The sequence below is a fragment of the Nonomuraea sp. NPDC049714 genome, assembly GCF_044465295.1.
Classification (GTDB): domain Bacteria; phylum Actinomycetota; class Actinomycetes; order Streptosporangiales; family Streptosporangiaceae; genus Nonomuraea.
The window spans coordinates 281039-298913 of record NZ_JBITLM010000013.1 but is presented as its reverse complement, the minus strand read 5'-3'; the positions used below and the strand labels follow the sequence as shown (position 1 = coordinate 298913).

The 17875-nt window shown below is 70.3% G+C and carries 20 protein-coding genes and 1 riboswitch; of the genes, 6 read left to right on the top strand and 14 right to left on the bottom strand.

Annotation, left to right across the window (positions count from 1 at the left end; genetic code table 11):
• Positions 1–12 precede the first annotated feature (12 nt).
• From ACIBQX_RS40050 to ACIBQX_RS40020, 7 genes are all read right to left on the bottom strand, one after another.
• Entirely contained in the window at positions 13–225 is a 213-nt protein-coding gene (locus ACIBQX_RS40050) for a LuxR C-terminal-related transcriptional regulator (protein ID WP_189137793.1), read from the bottom strand.
• Positions 226–482: 257 nt separating this feature from the next.
• A complete protein-coding gene (gene lysX / locus ACIBQX_RS40045) occupies positions 483–1964 on the bottom strand; it encodes a bifunctional lysylphosphatidylglycerol synthetase/lysine--tRNA ligase LysX (RefSeq protein WP_397014007.1) in 1482 nt (493 codons plus the stop codon).
• A gap of 126 nt (positions 1965–2090) precedes the next feature.
• Complete coding sequence (locus ACIBQX_RS40040) at positions 2091–2873, bottom strand: type III pantothenate kinase (RefSeq protein WP_397014005.1); 783 nt, start codon at positions 2871–2873, stop codon at positions 2091–2093.
• Positions 2874–2876: 3 nt separating this feature from the next.
• Positions 2877–5402 carry an L-aspartate oxidase gene (locus ACIBQX_RS40035; RefSeq protein WP_397014003.1) on the bottom strand — a complete coding sequence of 842 codons (2526 nt, stop codon included), beginning with the start codon at positions 5400–5402 and terminating at the stop codon, positions 2877–2879.
• Positions 5403–5480: 78 nt separating this feature from the next.
• Positions 5481–6311, bottom strand: a complete 831-nt coding sequence (gene panC, locus ACIBQX_RS40030) for a pantoate--beta-alanine ligase (RefSeq protein WP_397014001.1) — start codon at positions 6309–6311, stop codon at positions 5481–5483.
• 60 nt (positions 6312–6371) lie between these two features.
• Complete coding sequence (locus ACIBQX_RS40025) at positions 6372–7262, bottom strand: Rossmann-like and DUF2520 domain-containing protein (RefSeq protein ID WP_397013999.1); 891 nt, start codon at positions 7260–7262, stop codon at positions 6372–6374.
• Between the two features lie 310 nt (positions 7263–7572).
• Positions 7573–7785 carry a chaplin family protein gene (locus ACIBQX_RS40020; protein ID WP_397013997.1) on the bottom strand — a complete coding sequence of 71 codons (213 nt, stop codon included), beginning with the start codon at positions 7783–7785 and terminating at the stop codon, positions 7573–7575.
• A gap of 156 nt (positions 7786–7941) precedes the next feature.
• Between ACIBQX_RS40020 and ACIBQX_RS40015 the strand changes: the two genes are divergently transcribed.
• Positions 7942–8904, top strand: coding sequence for an SAM-dependent methyltransferase (locus tag ACIBQX_RS40015; protein WP_397013995.1), 963 nt, complete (start codon positions 7942–7944; stop codon positions 8902–8904).
• A gap of 15 nt (positions 8905–8919) precedes the next feature.
• Here ACIBQX_RS40015 and ACIBQX_RS40010 read toward each other — a convergent pair whose 3' ends face one another.
• Complete coding sequence (locus tag ACIBQX_RS40010; RefSeq protein WP_397013993.1) at positions 8920–10110, bottom strand: cytochrome P450; 1191 nt, start codon at positions 10108–10110, stop codon at positions 8920–8922.
• Between the two features lie 63 nt (positions 10111–10173).
• Positions 10174–10289: riboswitch (SAM riboswitch) on the top strand.
• Between the two features lie 40 nt (positions 10290–10329).
• Between ACIBQX_RS40010 and ACIBQX_RS40005 the strand changes: the two genes are divergently transcribed.
• The gene (locus tag ACIBQX_RS40005) at positions 10330–11625 is read left to right on the top strand and encodes an aminotransferase class V-fold PLP-dependent enzyme (protein WP_397013991.1); all 1296 of its coding nucleotides are present in this window, start codon (positions 10330–10332) and stop codon (positions 11623–11625) included.
• A 4-nt stretch (positions 11626–11629) separates the two neighbouring features.
• Here ACIBQX_RS40005 and ACIBQX_RS40000 read toward each other — a convergent pair whose 3' ends face one another.
• Positions 11630–12370, bottom strand: a complete 741-nt coding sequence (locus ACIBQX_RS40000) for a DoxX family protein (protein WP_397013989.1) — start codon at positions 12368–12370, stop codon at positions 11630–11632.
• A gap of 122 nt (positions 12371–12492) precedes the next feature.
• Here ACIBQX_RS40000 and ACIBQX_RS39995 point away from each other — a divergent pair, with 122 nt between their 5' ends.
• From ACIBQX_RS39995 to ACIBQX_RS39980, 4 genes are read left to right on the top strand one after another with little or no spacing between them, the layout of a single operon-like run.
• Entirely contained in the window at positions 12493–13638 is a 1146-nt protein-coding gene (locus tag ACIBQX_RS39995; protein ID WP_397013987.1) for an NADH-quinone oxidoreductase subunit D, read from the top strand.
• Entirely contained in the window at positions 13635–14738 is a 1104-nt protein-coding gene (locus ACIBQX_RS39990; RefSeq protein ID WP_397013985.1) for an acyltransferase, read from the top strand. Before ACIBQX_RS39995 ends, ACIBQX_RS39990 begins: the two co-directional genes overlap by 4 nt.
• A 21-nt stretch (positions 14739–14759) precedes the next feature.
• Positions 14760–14957, top strand: coding sequence for a hypothetical protein (locus tag ACIBQX_RS39985; protein ID WP_397013983.1), 198 nt, complete (start codon positions 14760–14762; stop codon positions 14955–14957).
• The gene (locus ACIBQX_RS39980; RefSeq protein WP_397013981.1) at positions 14954–15271 is read left to right on the top strand and encodes a type II toxin-antitoxin system PemK/MazF family toxin; all 318 of its coding nucleotides are present in this window, start codon (positions 14954–14956) and stop codon (positions 15269–15271) included. Before ACIBQX_RS39985 ends, ACIBQX_RS39980 begins: the two co-directional genes overlap by 4 nt.
• Here ACIBQX_RS39980 and ACIBQX_RS39975 read toward each other — a convergent pair.
• From ACIBQX_RS39975 to folP, 5 genes are read right to left on the bottom strand one after another with little or no spacing between them, the layout of a single operon-like run.
• On the bottom strand, positions 15256–15711 hold the full coding sequence (locus tag ACIBQX_RS39975) for a DUF3180 domain-containing protein (protein WP_397013979.1): 456 nt from the start codon (positions 15709–15711) through the stop codon (positions 15256–15258). The genes ACIBQX_RS39980 and ACIBQX_RS39975 overlap by 16 nt on opposite strands.
• The gene (gene folK, locus ACIBQX_RS39970; protein ID WP_397013977.1) at positions 15708–16211 is read right to left on the bottom strand and encodes a 2-amino-4-hydroxy-6-hydroxymethyldihydropteridine diphosphokinase; all 504 of its coding nucleotides are present in this window, start codon (positions 16209–16211) and stop codon (positions 15708–15710) included. The genes ACIBQX_RS39975 and folK overlap by 4 nt, the downstream gene beginning before the upstream one ends.
• Positions 16208–16573, bottom strand: coding sequence for a dihydroneopterin aldolase (folB, locus tag ACIBQX_RS39965; protein ID WP_397013975.1), 366 nt, complete (start codon positions 16571–16573; stop codon positions 16208–16210). Before folB ends, folK begins: the two co-directional genes overlap by 4 nt.
• Entirely contained in the window at positions 16563–17009 is a 447-nt protein-coding gene (locus ACIBQX_RS39960) for a nuclear transport factor 2 family protein (protein WP_397013973.1), read from the bottom strand. Before ACIBQX_RS39960 ends, folB begins: the two co-directional genes overlap by 11 nt.
• The gene (gene folP, locus ACIBQX_RS39955) at positions 17006–17812 is read right to left on the bottom strand and encodes a dihydropteroate synthase (protein WP_397014098.1); all 807 of its coding nucleotides are present in this window, start codon (positions 17810–17812) and stop codon (positions 17006–17008) included. The genes ACIBQX_RS39960 and folP overlap by 4 nt, the downstream gene beginning before the upstream one ends.
• Positions 17813–17875 lie beyond the last annotated feature (63 nt).

Sequence of the window (17875 nt, the reverse complement as noted above, 5' to 3'; positions counted from 1 at the left end):
TCACCTCGCGGGCTAGATCAGCTGCCGGCGTGCCGCCCAGGCCACCGCCTCGATCGCGGTGGCCACGCCGATGCGGTCGCAGATCCCCCGCAGTCTTCGGCGCACCGTCCGCCCGCTGATGTCCAAGCGCCGTCCCACCCGATCCACCGTTACCCCCTTGGCGAGCTCGGCCAGCAATGCCAGATCGGCATGGCTGAGCTCAACGCCTTCAGTGAGCACATTCATCGGGAGCCCTCCCTCCCAACAGCACGACTCGGAGACGTCATTGATCCGAGTGAGGCTGCTCGTCCCGCCAGACGGTAAACGCATGCGGGAAAGGTCGTCAAGCACGAGATCGGCATGACTTGACGCGCCTCGCCGCAGCTGAAGTACTCGCTATATGTCGGCAAATATCGGGGCGCAATGATCGCGGTGGTGACACCTGCGCAGCTTCGCTCCGCCGTCCCGCGCGGACGGCGGAGCCGCTGCCGGAAAGAGCCCGCTCAGCCGGTCGGTCTCACCAGCGGGAACAAGATCGTCTCGCGGATGTTACGGCCGGTGAACGCCATGACCATGCGGTCGATGCCGGCGCCCATGCCACCCGTCGGCGGCATCGCGTACTCCAGGGCCTGCAGGAAGTCCTCGTCGAGCTGCATGGCCTCCGGGTCGCCGCCCGCGGCCAGCAGGGACTGCTCCACCAGGCGGCGGCGCTGCTCGATCGGGTCGATGAGCTCGGAGTAGGCGGTGCCCAGCTCGGTGCCGAACCCGATCAGGTCCCACTTCTCCGTCAGCATCGGGTTGTCGCGGTGCTGGCGGGTCAGCGGGGAGGTCTCCAGCGGGTAGTCCATGACGAACGTGGGCTGGATCAGGGTGTGCTCCACGAGCTCCTCGAACAGCTCCTGGACCAGCTTGCCCTGTCCCCACTTGGCGTCCCAGTGGACGTCGTGCTTGTCGGCGAGCGCGCGGACCCGCTCCAGCGGGGTCTCGGTGGTGAGCTCCTCGCCCACCGCCTCCGACACCGCGTCGTACAGCCTGATCCTGGGCCACTCGGGGATGCCCAGGTCGACCTCGACGCCGTCGTGCACCACCACGGAGGTGCCCAGCGCGGCGACCACGGCCTTCTGGTACATCCGCTGGGTCAGGTCCGCCATGTCGTTGTAGTCGAGGTAGGTGCCGTAGGCCTCGATCATGGTGAACTCGGGGTTGTGCGTGGAGTCCGCGCCCTCGTTGCGGAAGTTGCGGTTGATCTCGAAGACCTTCTCGATGCCGCCTACGACCAGCCGCTTGAGGTAGAGCTCGATGGCGATGCGGAGGTAGAGCTCCATGTCGTAGGCGTTGATGTGGGTCTTGAAGGGCCGGGCGGCGGCGCCCCCGTGGATGGGCTGCAGCATCGGCGTCTCGACCTCGAGGTAGCCCTCCTCGTGCCAGAAGTCGCGCACCGCGCGCACGGTGGCGCTGCGGATCCGGGCCATCTCGCGGGCCTCGTCGTTGACGATGAGGTCGACGTAACGCTGGCGCACCCGCGCCTCGGGGTCGGTGAGGCCGACGTGCTTCTCCGGCAGCGGGCGCAGGCACTTGGCGGTGATCTGCCAGCTGTCCGCCAGGATCGACAGCTCGCCGCGGCGGGAGGTGATCACCTCGCCCTCGACGCCCACGTGGTCGCCCAGGTCGACGTCGTGCTTCCAGGCGGCCAGGGACTCCTCGCCGACCTTGTCGAGGGAGATCATGACCTGCAGGTCGCCGCTGCCGTCGCGAAGCGTGGCGAAGCAGAGCTTGCCGCCCACGCGGTTGAGCATGACGCGCCCCGCCACCCCGACCCTGTCGCCCGTCGCGGCGTCGGGTTCGAGGCTCTGGTATTTCTCCCTCACCTCGGCGTTGGTGGCCGTACGGGGGAAGTTGACCGGGTAGGGATCGACGCCCTGACTGCGGAGGCGGTCGAGCTTCTCCCTCCGGATGCGCATCTGCTCGGGAAGTTCTTCGCTCACACCACCAAAGGGTAGGGGATACGGCCACCTGCAAGCCGTCGTCGGCTCCCTGCAGGGGCGTCGCAAGAGCTCCCGGTTACCAATGACACACGAGCGGTCCCCTTCCCGAGCAGGGGGCCGCTCGTCCTAAGCGGTATTGCGGGCGTAGACGAGGCGCAGGCCGATGAGGGTCAGCCACGGCTCGTGCACGTCGATGGAGCGGGACTCGCCCACCACCAGCGCCGCGTGCCCGCCGGTGGCCACCACGGTCACCTCGTCGGGGTCCTCGGCCAGCTCGGCGGCCATCCGCTCGACGATGCCGTCCACCTGGCCGGCGAAGCCGTAGATGATGCCCGCCTGGAGCGCCTCCACAGTGTTCTTGGCGATCACCGAGCGCGGCCTGACCAGCTCCACCTTGTGCAGTTGCGCGCCGGCCGCGGCGAGGGCGTCGACGGAGATCTCGATGCCGGGGGCGGTGACCGCGCCGACGTACTCGCCCTTGGCGGACACCGCGTCGAAGGAGGTGGCGGTGCCGAAGTCGACGATGATGCACGGGCCGCCGTACTGGTCGATGGCGGCCAGCGCGTTCACGATGCGGTCGCTGCCCACCTCCTTGGGATTGTCCATCCGTACGGGCACGCCGGTGCGCACGCCGGGCTCGACGATCACCGCCGTGACGTCGCCGTAGTAGCGGCGGCACATCTCGCGCATCTCGTTGAGGACGCTGGGCACGGTGGAGCAGATGGCGATGCCGCCTACGTCGGCCCCCTTGAGCAGCGGCGACTGGCCGAGCAGACCCTGGAGGACGACCGCGATCTCGTCGGCGGTGCGGCGGGCGTCGGTCGCCAGCCGCCAGTGCTCGATGACGTCCTCGCCGTCGAAGAGGCCGAGCACCGTGTGCGTGTTGCCGACGTCGATCGTGAGCAGCATCGATTACCCCCGTAGATCCAGTGCGACGTCAAGGGCCGGCGCCGAGTGGGTGAGCGCTCCGACCGCAAGGTAGTCAACGCCAGTCTCAGCCACATCACGTGCCAATTCCAAGGTCAATCCCCCGCTGGCTTCAAGAGCAACCGTGCTTTTCGCACTATTTTTCGCGATTTGCACGGCATGTACGGTCTCTTCGACCGTGAAGTTGTCCAGCAGGACGACCTCGGCCCCCTCCGCGAGCACCGCCTCCAGCTGCTCGACGCTGTCCACCTCGACCTCGATCGGCAGGTCCGGGTAGCGCTCGCGCACCGCCAGGAACGCCTCGGCGACGCCTCCCGCGGCCACCACGTGGTTGTCCTTGATGAGTGCCGCGTCCGACAGCGACATGCGGTGGTTGACGCCACCGCCGCAGCGCACCGCGTACTTCTCCAGCGCCCGCAGCCCCGGCAGCGTCTTGCGGCTGTCCCGCACCCGTGCGGTCGTGCCGCTGATCGCCTCCACCCACCTGCCGGTCAGCGTGGCGATGCCGGACAGGTGCGTGACCAGGTTCAGCGCGGTGCGCTCCGCCGTCAGCAGGGCCCTGGCGGGCCCCTCGACGGTCATCAGCACCTCGCCCCGGCGCACCCGCTCGCCGTCCTTGGCCTTCCGTTCCGTACGGGTCGCACCCAGCCGTACGAAGACCGCCTCGGCCACCGCCAGGCCGGCCACCACGCCGTCGGCGCGAGCCACCAGGTCCCCCACCGAACGCTGCCCCGCCGGGATCGTCGCCAGGCTCGTGACGTCACCGGCCTCCTGCAGGTCCTCAGCCAGCGCCCGGTCGATCACCGCGTCGACGCCGGCCGGGTCCAGACCGGCGGCGGTGAGCTCCTGGGCCAGGCGGTTCGGCATCGCGTCACCGTGCGGCGTGTAGGTCATCTGCGGGCCCTCCTCGGTCAGGGTCACGTCCAGGTGACCCAGCCATTCGTCGTCGTCGCGGTCGGGGAAGTCCTCACGCCAGTGCGAGCCACGGGTCTCCTGCCTGGCCGCCGCCACGCCGGTGAGCACGGTGGCGACGGTGAGCAGGTTCGTCGCCTCCCACGACTCGGTGCAGGCGGCCACCTGGACCGGAGTCCAGCGGGCGTCGCGCAGCGCCTGTGCCGTGGCCGCGAGCGAGGCGTGACTGCGCAGCACGCCCGCCCCGGTGCTCATGTGGGACTGGATCCGGCCCCGCACCCGCGGGTCCGCCAGGCCCGTGGGCGCCTGGGACGCCACCGGCTCGCCGGGCGCGCTCCGCAGGTGATGGATGTCGTCGGCGATCCGCTCGGCGAAGACCAGCCCTTCGAGCAGCGAGTTGGAGGCCAGCCGGTTCGCGCCGTGCACCCCCGTGCAGGCGACCTCACCGCACGCGTACAGGCCGTCGATGGACGTACGGCCACGCAGGTCGGTACGGACTCCGCCGCTGGCGTAGTGGGCCGCCGGCGCCACCGGGATCGGCTGGGTCACCGGGTCGATGCCGTGCTCACGGCAGACGGCGTAGATGGTGGGGAACCTGGTCCGCCACTTGTCCTCGCCGAAGTGGCGGCAGTCGAGCAGGACGTGGTCGCGTTCCTTCTCGCGCATCGTCCGCATGATCGCCTTGGCCACCACGTCCCTGGGCGCCAGGTCCGCCAGCTCGTGCACGCCGGTCATGAACCGGTCGCCCTCGTGGTCGACGAGGAAGGCGCCCTCGCCCCTGACCGCCTCCGAGATCAACGGCTGCTGACCGGTCGCCCCCTTGCCGAGCCAGAGCACGGTGGGGTGGAACTGGACGAACTCCAGGTCCCGCACCACGGCGCCGGCCCGCAGCGCGAGCGCCACGCCGTCACCGGTGGAGACGAGCGGGTTGGTCGTGGAGGAGTAGATCTGGCCCATGCCGCCGGTGGCGAGCACGACGGCGGGCGCGCGCACGGCGCCCACGCCGTCACGGGCTCCCTCGCCCATGACGTGCAGCGTCACGCCGGCCGTCCGGCCGCGCGCGTCCTTGAGCAGGTCGAGCACCAGCGCCTGCTCGATCACCTCGATCCCGCCGGCGCGAACCGCCTCGATCAGCGCCCGCTGCACCTCGGCGCCGGTGGCGTCGCCGCCGGCGTGCACGATCCGGTGCCGCCGGTGGCCGCCTTCCCTGGTGAGCTGGAGGTGCCCGTCCGGGGTCCGGTCGAAGTCCGCGCCCCGGTCCATCAGCCGCCGTAGCGCGCCCGGCCCCTCGGTGACCAGCGTCCGCACCGCACGCGTGTCGCACAGGCCCACGCCGGCCAGCCGCGTGTCGTTGAGGTGCTCCTCGGGGGTGTCCGCCGGATCGAGGACGGCCGCGATGCCGCCCTGCGCCCAGCGGGTGGACCCGGCGGCGAGCACGTCCTTGGTGACGACCAGAACCCTGGCGCGCGGCACCAGCTCGGCGTAGTGCAGCGCGACGGTGAGCCCGGCGATGCCCGAGCCCACCACGACCAGGTCGGCCTCGACGGTCCAGCCGGGATCGGGCGCCACCAGCCGCAGAGGGATCGCCGGTGCACTCATGGAACCTCCTTGAGGCGATTTCGTCACACTGACGATAACGCCTGACCTCAGATGCTCCGCACCCGGGGCACCCCTGGATCAGTGCAGCGTGAGGACCGCGTTGTCGATGAGCCGGGTGGCGCCGACCCGAGCGGCGACCGCGAGCACCGCCTCGCCCGTGTGGGACTCGGGCACCTCCCCGAACGTGGCCGGGTCCACCAGCGCCAGATAGTCCAGCTCCAGCGCGGGCGCGGCGGCGTCGAGCACCTCCCGCGCGGCGGCGCGGATCTTCGCCGGCTCCCGCTCTGCGGCGCCGGCGCGCAGGGCGCGGGACAGCGCCAGCGCAACCTGGCGCTCACCGGCCGACAGGTAGCGGTTGCGGCTCGACAGCGCCAGGCCGTCGGGCTCCCGAACCGTGGGCGCGCCCACGATCTCGACGGGCACGTCCAGATCCGCGACCATGCGCCTGATCATCGCGAGCTGCTGGGCGTCCTTCTGGCCGAACACCGCGACGTCGGGCCGTACCAGGTTGAACAGCTTGAGCACGACCGTGAGCATCCCGTCGAAGTGGCCCGGCCTGGAGGCGCCCTCGACGATCCGCCCCATCTCGCCGGAGTGGACGCTCACCTGGCGGTCCGGGGGATACATGTCCTGCGCGGCCGGGGCGAACACTACCTCGGCGCCCTCCTCCCGGCACACCTCAAGGTCGGCGTCGAACGTGCGCGGATAACGGGAGAAGTCCTCGTTCGGCCCGAACTGCAGAGGGTTGACGAAGATGCTGACCACGACCTGGTCGGCACGAGCGCGGGCCGTCCGGATGAGCGAGCGGTGACCCTCGTGCAGGGCTCCCATGGTGGGCACCAGGGCGACGGTCCCGGCACCGCGAGCCTTGATCAGGTCGGTGCGGTTCCTGGCGACGATCAGGTCCATCCGGGGCCTCCGAGAGCGGCGGTCAGCGAGGTGGCGGGTCCACGCCGTGACCGGCTGCGGTCAGGTCCATATGTTGCCACCCAGCGCGTCGAGCAGCCGCTCCGCCTCCTCCGGCTTCAGCAGCCCGGCCGCCAGCGCGCGGTCCGCGGTGAGCCTGGCCAGCGCCACATAGGCGTCGGCCGCCTCGGGAGCGCTCAGGATCAGCGCGTCGACGTGCTTGCGCACGGTGCCCGCGTCGCCGCGCACCACCGGCCCGGTCAGGCCCGCGAGGCCCAGCCTGAGCACGTTGTCCAGGGCGGCGCCGAGCAGCGGGCCGAGCATCCGCCCGGGGTGCTCGACGCCGATGCGCCGCAGCAGCTCGCCGGACTCGGCGATGAGCGTGACCATGTGGTTGGCAGCGCTGGCCAGGGCAGCGTGGTAGAGGGCACGGTCGGCGTCGGCGATCCAGACGGGCTCGCCGCCCATCTCGATGACCAGGGCCTCGGCGATGGGGCGCAGCGGCTCGGGCGCGGTGACGCCGAACGAGCAGCCGGTGATCCGGTTGAGGTCGTCGTCCCTGCCGGTGAACGTCATCACCGGGTGCAGCGCGAGCGGCAGCGCGCCCGCCTTGGCCGCCGGCTCCAGCACGGACAGCCCGTAGGCGCCGCTGGTGTGCACGAGCAGCTTGCCCTGAAGAGCGGCCCCCGTCGCCGCCAGGCCGCCGACGAGATCGGGCAGCGTGTCGTCGGGCACGGTGAGCAGGATCAGCTCCGCCGCGCCGACGACCTCGTCCGGCCGGGTGGGCTCGAGACCCAGCCGGTCGATCACCCATCCCCTGGAGGCGTCGGACACCCCACTCGCTGCCACGACCCGGTGACCCGCCTGCGCCAGAGCGGCGCCGAGGGCGGAGCCCACCTTGCCTGCTCCCAGCACGCCGACGGTCAGCCGTGCCGGGCGATCACCTGCGTCCATGCCGTCTCACCCCTGTCGACCCAATGGCGCTGCCGACCAGCGTAACGGCCTGACAGAGGCACACATGTGACCGGGGTTTTGCCGCATGTCGCGTTATCGACAAATGGGACAAGGGCATACAAATGGTGCACCCCCTGTCGGAATGAGATGAGGAGAGGGGTTCATCGCATGGCAGCGGGCGCCGAGTCGCAGGACCCGACGCCCGCACAGTGCGCGAACCTCTTGGAGGTGCACCGGTGGCCACCACCGCCGATCGGCGGCCACTCGTCGAGCTCGGACCGGTCATCGGCCGGTCCGAGCCCTTCATGCGTCAGCGGACGCTGGAGCCGCCCTTGCAACCGGAGACGGCCTGACCGAGGGCTGCGACCGAGTTGCCGCAGACGTTGATGGGAGCGGTGATGGGCACGGTGACGGCGTTTTCGGAGAGCACGTCGTTGTGGCCGGGGACGATGCCGGCCTGAGCCGGTGCGGCCAGCGAGAGCATGGCGAATGCACCGACCACGACGATGGTCTTCTTGGACACGAGAGCTCCTCTCGAAATGCGGCAGAGCCGCAGGGATGAGCCACCACTCGAATTACCGTGAGCAGTCACTCGGTAACAACGAGTTAACGATAGAGCAACTCCTGCACATTGTGTAGTCACAAAGTAACGCATTGTGTATCGTGAGATATTTCTAATATGTGGCTCACCTGGCGCGCCGCCATCGACCGCGCGCTGTACAGCGAGAGCGGCTTCTACCTGCGCGAACGGCCCTCAGGTCACTTCCGCACCTCGGTCAGCGCCTCGGCGGTGTTCGCCGAGGCCGTGCTGTCCCTGCTCGTGCAGGTGGACGCGGAGCTCGGCATGCCGGGCAAGCTGGACCTGGTCGACATCGGCGCCGGCGAGGGGGTGCTCGTGGGCCGGGTGCTCGGCGCGGCCGACCCCGAACTACGCAGCAGACTCCGGGTGACGGCCGTCGACCTGTCCCCGCGGCCGCCGGGCCTGCCACCGGAGATCGACTGGCGTGCCACCGTCCCCGCCGGGATCAACGGCCTGGCCATCGCCAACGAGTGGCTGGACAACATCCCGCTGGACGTCGCCGAGCAGACCTGCGACGGGCCCCGGCTCGTTCTGGTCGACACCGAGACCGGCGCCGAACGGCTCGGCGACCCTCCCACCGACGCCGATCGGGAGTGGCTCGATCGGTGGTGGCCGCTGTCGGGCACCGGCGCGCGGGCCGAGATCGGGTGGCCGCGCGACGCCGCCTGGGCGACCGTCCTGGCACGGCTCGAACGGGGTCGTGCGATCGCCGTGGATTATGCACACCCTGTGGATAACCGTCCCCCTTGCGGCACGCTCACGGGATACCGCGACGGCGCGGTGGTGATGCCCGTCCCCGACGGGACCTGCGACATCACCGCTCACGTGGCGCTCGACGCGTGCGCCGAGGCGGGCAGGCGGGCCGGTGCGATATCCACAACGTTGTCCACACAACGCGTCGCGCTGCGTGCTCTGGGGATCACCGGCACACGCCCGCCGCTCGACCTGGCCCGGGTCAACGCGCGCGGTTATCTCAGGTCCCTCGCACGGGCCTCGGAGGAGGCCGAGCTGATCGATTCGTCCGGTTTGGGGGGATTCGGCTGGCTCAGTCAAAGCCGGTGAATCAGGGCCGGTGGATCAGGCCACTCTGAGGTCGAGCGACTCCAAGCCCCGGATGACGTAGCCCGGCTTCCACACCGGCTCCCTGACGAGCTCCAGCTTCGGCGCGCGGTCCATCAGCGCACCGAACGACTCGATCAGCTCGATCCTGGCCAGCGGCGCTCCCAGGCAGAAGTGGATGCCCGCGCCGAAGGAGATGTGCGGATTGTCCACCCGGCCCACGTCGAGCCGGTCCGGGTCGCCGAACACCTCCCCGTCGCGGTTGGCCGAGCCGAACAGCAGCGCGACCTCCACGCCGCGCGGGATGACGACCCCGCCGACCTCGATGTCCTCCAGCACCCAGCGCTCGAACATCTGCAGCGGCGTGTCCCACCGCATCAGCTCCTCGATCGCCGTCGGCAGCAGCCCGCGATCCTCCCGCAGGCGTACGAGCTCGGCCGGGTTCCTGAACAGGGACCACCAGCCGTTGCCCGTCACGTTCACCGTGGCCTCGTGGCCCGCGTTGAGCAGCAGCACACAGGTGCCGACCAGCTCGTCCTCGGTGAGCTCGTCGATCTGGGCGAGCGCGCTGATCAGGTCGTCACCGGGCCGGGCCGCCCGCTCGCGGGCCAGCTCCTTGAGGTAGCCGGCGAACTCCGACGCCGCCCGGACGGCCGTGTGCTGCGCCTCGGGGGCCGGGTTGAGCTCGTACATCCCGCAGATGTCAGCCGACCAGGGGCGCAGCAGGTGGCGGTCGGCGTCGGGGATGCCGAGCATCTCCGCGATCACCGTCACCGGGAGCGGCTCGGCCACCTCGGCGACGAGGTCGCCGCCGCCCCGCTCGACGAACGCGTCCACCAGGCCGCCCGCGATGGCCCGCACGCGGGGGCGCAGCGACTCCACCATGCGCGGGGTGAACGCCCTGGAGACCAGGCGGCGCAGCCGGGTGTGCACCGGCGGCTCGACGTCGAGCATGCCCGCCCTGATCACCCGCCAGAACGGCTCCTGGAACTCCGGCTCCGGCTCCTGGCCGAACTCCTCGTGCGTGGCCACCTGCAGGTAGGACCGGCCCAGGCGGCGATCCCTGAGCAGGGCGTTCACGTCGGCGTGGCGGGCGATCAGCCACTGGCCCGTCGGCTCGAAGAAGCTGACCGGGGCCTGCTGCCTCAGCTCGGCGTAGACCCCGTACGGGTCGGCCACGAAATCGGGATTCCAGGGATCAAAGCGCACAAGTGCATCCTAAAGGCGGGGGTTGCCTTCCATGGGCGGGTGTCGGTTATAGTGCCTGACGTAGGTCATGAGTGCCAGCGTCAAGCCCCGGCTCGCTGGCCGGCAACCCTCGCGTCCGCGGCGGGGTGCCCCGGGTGAAGACCTGGTCCGTCACGAGGTGTGGCGGGCAAGCGCGGGCTCCGTGGTCTCCAGGGGTCCGACGACCTCAGGAGTTTCGCCGTGCCCACGTTGACGATCTTCAGCAACGCTCCCCAGCAGGACCAGGCCGCCGCCCCCGTCCGGCAGGGCAGGACCATCCCCGCCGTGCTCGGCGCCGACCTCGAGGTGCCCGTCAAGGGCGGCAAGCTGGTCGGCTACGCCAACCTCGACTACGCCGCCAGCGCCCCCTGTCTGGAGCCGGTCAGCGCGGCCGTCACGGCAGCGCTCCCGGCCTACTCCAGCGTGCACCGCGGCGCGGGATACGCCTCCCAGCTCACCACCGCCCGCTACGAGCAGGCCCGCCACACCGTACGGGCCTTCGCCGGCGCCCGCCCCGACGACGCCGTCATCTTCACCCGCAACACCACCGACGCCACCAACCTGCTGGCCCGCTGCCTGCCGGACGACACCACCGTGATCGTCTTCGACACCGAGCACCATGCCTCACTGCTGCCCTGGAAGCGGACCGTACGACTCGCGCCGCCCGCCTTCCCCGGCGAGGCGGTCCGCGCCGCCGACGAGGCGCTGGCCGGGGTCGACGGGCCCAAGCTGCTCGTCGTCACCGCCGCCTCCAACGTCACCGGCGAGCTGTGGCCAATCGCGGCCCTGGCCCACATCGCGCACCGGCACGGCGCCCGCATCCTGGTCGACGCCGCCCAGCTCGTGCCGCACCGCCCGATCAACCTGACCGCGCTCGACCTGGACTACGTGGCCTTCTCCGGGCACAAGCTGTACGCCCCCTTCGGCGCGGGGGTGCTGCTGGGCCGCCGTGACTGGCTGGCGGACGGCGAGCCGTACCTGAAGGGCGGCGGCGCGGTGCGCTCGGTCGGGCAGGCCGGGCAGGCCGCCGACTGGCACGACGACCCCGAGCCCCGGCACGAGGCCGGCACCCCGAACGTGCTGGGCGCCATCGCGCTCGCCGCCGCCTGCGACGCCCTCACCGCCACCGGCTGGACGGCGCTGGTCAAGGAGGAGGAGCGCCTGGTCGCGCGGCTGCGCGCGGGTCTGGCCTCGATCGCGGGCGTGCGGGAGCTGTCACTGTGGGGACCCGCCCACCCGCGGGTGGGCATCGTCTCCTTCACCGTCGACGGTCACTCCGCCCGCCAGGTCGCCGAGGTGCTGTCCGGCGAGTACGGGATCGGGGTGCGGGACGGCAAGTTCTGCGCGCACCCGTTCGTGCGGCACCTGCTCGGCACCGCCGACGGCGGCTGCGAGGACGACACCGCCTCGGCCGTGCGGGCCTCGATCGGCATCGGCTCCACGCAGGAGCACGTCGACCGGCTCGTCGAGGCGCTGCGGGACCTCGTGGCGCGGTGACGGATCAGCGGTTGGGCGGCTTCGGCGGCCTGCGCTGCTCGTCACCGATCAGCGCGTTGACGTCCCGCATGTCCTCCTCGCTGAGCGCGTCGGACCGGTGCCCGGACGGCTGCCTGGGCACGGGGTGCTGCCGCGTCTCGTCCTGAGGCCCCGGCCCCGCGTCCTCCCGGTATCCGGTCTGGGTGTCGTCCCGGTAGACCGGCTGCGTGTCCTCCCTCGGAGGCCGCTCCGGCCGGTAGCCGGGCTGCTCGTCCCGGTAGACCGGCTGGGTGTCCTCGCGGTGGGCGGGCGCGGGCCGGCCGGCCGACGCCTTCTCGGCGGCGCGCCGCTGCGCGCGCTTCCGGTAGATGCCGTGGATGATGCCGTCCAGGCCGAGCCTGCCGCCCCCCAGCGCCAGAAGCAGGAGCGCGACCGAGCCCAGCGCGGCGGCCAGCTCCCAGCCGCCCTCCTGGACGAAGACCCCGTTGTTCCAGTGGGCGAACGCGATCGCCCCGATCATGCCGATCAGCAGCAGCAGCGCCGCGGGCCGCACCAGCAGGCCGATGATCAACAGGGCGCCGCCGACGGTCTCGACGACCGTGCTGAACGCGGCGGCCAGTTGCGGCTGCGGCACGCCCATCTGGGCGAACCCCTCGGACGTGGCACCCAGGCCGCCTTGCCATTTCTGCCATCCGTGCGCGACGAAGATCACTCCGACGACCACCCTGGCGATCAGGGCAGCTATGTCGTACACAGCCCTTTTCATGATGATTTCTCCCCCGTTTCCGGTATTACTCCCCCTGACCGGCTAAGGGATGCACCCGCATACCGTTCCTTGACCTGCCCCAGCGCTGGATCACCACTGCGCCCGGTGGCAGCATTGCTTTTATGACGGAACGCGTAGTGGGAATCGGAGCGGGCGCGAAAGAGCTGGCCACCGAGGACATGATCCTCAACATCGGCCCGCAGCACCCCTCGACGCACGGCGTGCTCCGGCTCCGCCTGACTCTCGACGGCGAGCGCATCTCCACCGCCGAGCCGATCATCGGCTACATGCACCGGGGCGCGGAGAAGCTGTTCGAGGTCCGCGACTACCGGCAGATCCTGGTCCTGGCCAACCGGCACGACTGGCTGTCGGCGTTCGCCAACGAGCTGGGCGTGGTCATCGCCGTCGAGCGCATGCTCGGCATGGAGCCGCCGGTCAGGGCCGTGTGGTCGCGCACCCTGCTGGCCGAGCTCAACAGAGTGCTCAACCACCTGATGTTCCTCGGCTCCTACCCGCTGGAGCTGGGGGCCATCACGCCCGTCTTCTACGCCTTCAGCGAGCGCGAGCGCATCCAGGCGGTGATGGAGGAGATCTCCGGCGGGCGCATGCACTACATGTTCAACCGGGTCGGCGGACTCAAGGAGGACCTGCCGCTCGGCTGGCTGGACCGGGTCTCCGAGGCCACCGCCGAGACCAGGCGCCGCATCCCCGACATCGAGAACCTCATCCTCAACAACGAGATCTTCGTCGCCCGCACCCGGGGTGTCGGCGTGCTCACCCACGAGCAGATCATGCAGTACGGCGTGAGCGGTCCCGTCGCCCGCGCCTCCGGGGTCGACTTCGACCTGCGGCGCGACGACCCGTACCTCGCCTACTCCGAGCTTCCCGTCAAGGTCGTCACCCGTGGCGCCGGCGACTGCCACGCCCGCTTCGAGGTGCTGCTCGAACAGCTCAAGGTATCGCTCGACCTGGCCGACGCCTGCGTGGACCGGCTGCGCTCGCTGCCCCCCGGCCCCATCAACCAGCGCCTGCCCAAGGTGCTCAAGGTGCCCGAAGGCCACACCTACGCCTGGACGGAGAACCCCCTCGGCATCAACGGCTACTACCTGGTGTCCAAGGGCGACAAAACCCCCTGGCGGCTCAAGCTCCGCTCCGCCTCCTACAACAACATCCAGGTGCTGCGCGAGATGCTCCCCGGCCACCTGGTGGCCGACATGGTGGCCATCCTCGGCTCGATGTTCTTCGTAGTGGGTGACATCGACAAGTGAGCTCCCCCACCGTCCAGCGGGACAAGTACGTCGACTGGCTGCGCGCGCTCAGCCTCATCGTGGTGGTCGTCTGGCACTGGGCCTTCACCATCCTGCAGTGGAAGTCCGGCGTGCCCGAGCCGACCAGCCCGCTCGGCTTCACCTCGGGCTTATGGATCCTCACCTGGCTGCTGCAGGTGCTGCCGCTGTTCTTCTACGTCGGCGGACACGTACACCTGCTGTCCTGGGGCCGCGCGCAGCAGCGCGGCACCGGCATCGGCGCGTTCGTCTGGCGACGCATCCGCGCTCTGGCGATCCCGGCGCTGGGCCTGTCCGGCGTGTGGATCGCCATCGGCGCGGTCGTCACCTGGGCGTTCGACGTGGCGTGGATGGGGCGGGTGGTGCTGCTCGTGCTCAGCCCGCTCTGGTTCCTCGGCGTCTATCTGGTGCTGATCGCGCTCCTGCCCGTCGCGCTCTACCTGCATCGCGAGTACGACGTGCTGGCGCTCATCTGGCTCGGCGGGGCGGCCCTGGTCGTGGACGTGATCCGCTTCCGCTACGGCGTGGAGTGGGTGGGCTGGCTGAACATGCTCATCGTGTGGGGGCTGGCGCACCAGGCCGGATTCTTCTACGACCGGGTCGTCGCGCTGCCCCGGCGCTACGACGTGGGCGTGCTGTGGACGGGCCTGTTCGCGCTGTTCGGCCTGGTCTACTCGGGCATCTACCCCGGCTCCATGGTGGGCGTCCCGGGTGACAAGTGGTCCAACATGGCGCCGCCGACGTTCGTCATCGTGGCCCTGCTCATCTTCCAGATCGGCCTGATCGAGGTGCTGCGGCCGTCGATGGAGCGCGTGCTCGTCAAGCCCGGCTGGAGCCGCGTCAACGACGTCATCAACCGGTTCGCCCTGCCGCTGTTCCTCTTCCACACCACCGGCATGGCCATCGCCCTCGGCCTGTCATGGTGGCTGTTCGGCTCCCCGACCCCCCAGGTGCCGCCGGACCTGTGGTGGTGGCTCGAACGCCCCCTCGCCGTCATCGGCCCCCTGATCTGCACCCTCCCCGTCATCTACCTCTTCGGCCGCCGCCGCACCCCCGCCGAACAAATGCAAGACAAACGTTGAACACGAGCCTATCCTGGGACTATGGCGAACATCGGTTTTCGTGCCACACCAGAAGACGAACGCATCATCGAGGCCGCCATGCAGGAGGGAGAGCGGACCAGCGACGTCATCAGACGCGCACTCCGGTTGCTCGAACGAGAGGTATGGCTCAAGCAGGCCCGAACCGATGCTGAGCGACTCGTGGATGAAGATCTCTCCGCGGAAGGGGATGCCTGGTGATCCGCGGGGCTGTGTACCGCGTGGACCTCGGCGAGGCGAAACGAGGCTCTGAACAGCGGGGCAAGCGCTTCGGACTCGTGTTGAGCCCGACCTCCATGCCCTGGAGCGTCGCCACGGTCATCCCCACGTCCACCCAGGCACAACCTGCCGCCTTTCGCCCCGAGATCGAACTCGGCGGGAGGATGACGCGTTTCCTGGTCGACCAGATCCGCACCATCGACACCAGCTTCATCCACGGCGAACCCGTCCACTACCTGGGCAGAGACGAGATGGCCGAGGTGGAGCACGCGGTGACGCACTACCTGGGGCTCTGATCCTCAGGGTCCTTGGGGATGCGGCAGGCGTATTCCAGGAAGAGGGCGGCGGCGATCAGCGCCACGCACGACAGGAACGAACCGGTCGCGATGAAGAACTCCGCGCGCGGTGTGTCCTTGGCGAACAGTTGCAGCGTGTGGAGGGCGAAACCGGCGAAGAGTCCGGCGAAGACCGCGCCGCCGTAGGCGGAGGCCTTGGCCAGGGCCGCCATGCGGGCCACCGCCAGCGGCTCCACCGGCTTGGTGCCGGGCCTGCGGTCGATCCTGGCCTTGATCATCCAGCCGCTGTAGGCCTCGCCGATGGCGAGCAGCAGCACGGTCGGGACCGCCGTCCACGGCAGGATCACCAGGTCGGTGTAGATCAGCCTGACGAGCAGCCAGGCGGCCAGCGCGACGACGACGACGATGCCGGCGAGGACACCAGGGCGGGTGGGCCTCAATCGGGCTCCTGCAGTTTCAGCTCGCGTTGTAGCCGCACGCCCTGCCGGTCCAGGCCCGCCAGCAGCTCGGCGATCCTGCCCCGGCCGGGCAACTCGCCCTCGGGGTCGACCTCGAACCACGGCACGAGCACGAACGCCCGCTCGTGCGCCAGCGGATGGGGCAACGTCAGGTCGGGCTCGTCGCAGACGATGTCGCCGACCACGATGAGGTCGATGTCGAGCGTGCGCGGCCCCCAGCGCTCGGCGCGGACCCGCCCGAAAGCGTTCTCGACGCCCTGCGCCCGCTCCAGCAACGTCTGCGGCGCCAGCGTGGTCTCCCCGACGACGATCGCGTTGAGGAACGGTCGCTGCCCCTCGGGGCCGCCGACCGGGTCCGTCTCGTAGACCGGGGAGGCCCTGACGAAGACCAGGCCCGGCGCGTCGAACAGGGTGTCGATGGCGCCCTGCAGCGTGTCAAAGCGTCGGCCCAGGTTGCTGCCGAGGGACAGGATTGCCTTCATGGACGACTCCGCTCGATGGTCACCACCACGTCGTCGAACGGCAACGGGATCGGTGCGGCCGGCTTGTGCACGCTCACCTCGACCGACTCGACGATCTCACTGCCCAGGCAGACGTCGGCCAAGCGCTGCGCGAGCGTCTCGATCAGCTCGACCGGCTCGCCCTCCACCACCTTGACCAGCGCCTGGGCGAGCTCGCCGTAGTCGACGGTCTTGGCGAGGTCGTCGCCCGCGGCGGCGGGCGAGGTGTCGAGGAACAAGGTCGCGTCGACGACGAACTCCTGACCGAGCTCCCGCTCGGCGGCGAGCACGCCGTGTCTCCCCCTGGCCCGCAGGCCCCTCAGCACGATCCGGTCAGCGCTCAAGCTCGTCTTCCTCCTCCTCGTCGTCGTCACTCTGCAGCACCGGCGAACCGTGGTGCATCCACAGCCGCCAGCCCTGCGCGGTGCGGACATAGACGTTGCTGGCCACCACCTTGCCCGCGGCGAAGCTGGACTCGCCCTCCTCGCCCGCGGTCAGGATGTTCTCGACGCAGGTCAGGACGGCAACGTCGCCCAGCACCGTCGTGCTGACGTCGGTGAGCACGAACTGGATGTAGGTGGTGTTGGCCATGATCAGCGCCCACGACCGGAGCACCTCCGACCGGCCCGCCAGCAGGGTCCAGCCCGGATGGACGCAGCTCACCTGCTCGTCGGCGGAGTCCTCCGCCCAGATCTCGGTCATCCTGTCGAGGTCGGCGTCCTCGATGGCGGTGTAGAAGTCCTGGTTGACCGTCTCGATCGCGGCCGTGTCGACGCTCATGTGTTGGCTCCGGCTCTCTTCCATGCTGCGGCCACGCGGACGGCATCGGCATTGGGACCTACGTGGTGCACCCGCACACACCAGGCGCCCTCACGGGCGGCCAGCGCGGTCACCGCCAGCGTGGCGTCGTCACTGTGGCTGAACGGGCGCGGCGTGCCCTCGGCGTCGGCGAGCAGCCGTCCGAGAAATCTTTTGCGCGAGGCGCCGACGAGCAGGGGATAGCCCAGCTCGGCCAGGCGCGGGAGGGAGGCGAGCAGCGCCCAGTTGTGGGTGGCGTTCTTGGCGAAGCCCAGCCCGGGGTCGAGCACGATCTGCTCCTCGGAGACGCCCTCGGCCAGCACCAGGTCGACCCGCTTGGCCAGCTCCTCGCGCACCTCGGTCACCACGTCGGCGTAGACGGCGCGGCGCTCCATCTCCTGGCTGTGGCCCCGCCAGTGCATCACCACATAGGAGACGCCGGTGGCGGCCACCACGCGGGGCATCTCGGGGTCGGCCAGGCCGCCGCTCACGTCGTTGACCAGTCTCGCGCCGGCCTCGACCGACGCCAGGGCCACCTCGGCCCGCATCGTGTCGACGCTCACGGCCACGCCCTCGGCGCTGAGCGCCCTGATCACGGGCACCACCCGGGCGAGCTCCTCGTCCAGGGACACCCTGGCGGCTCCCGGCCTGGTCGACTCGCCGCCCACATCGACGATGTCGGCTCCCTCGGCGACCAGCCCGATCCCGTGCCGGATGGCGGCCTCCTCGTCGAACCAGAGACCGCCGTCGGAGAACGAGTCGGGCGTCACGTTGACCACGCCCATGACGAGGCATCGGTCCTCGTCGCCCAGCCCCGGCACCCTAGTCATGTGCCCAAGCCTAGGCGC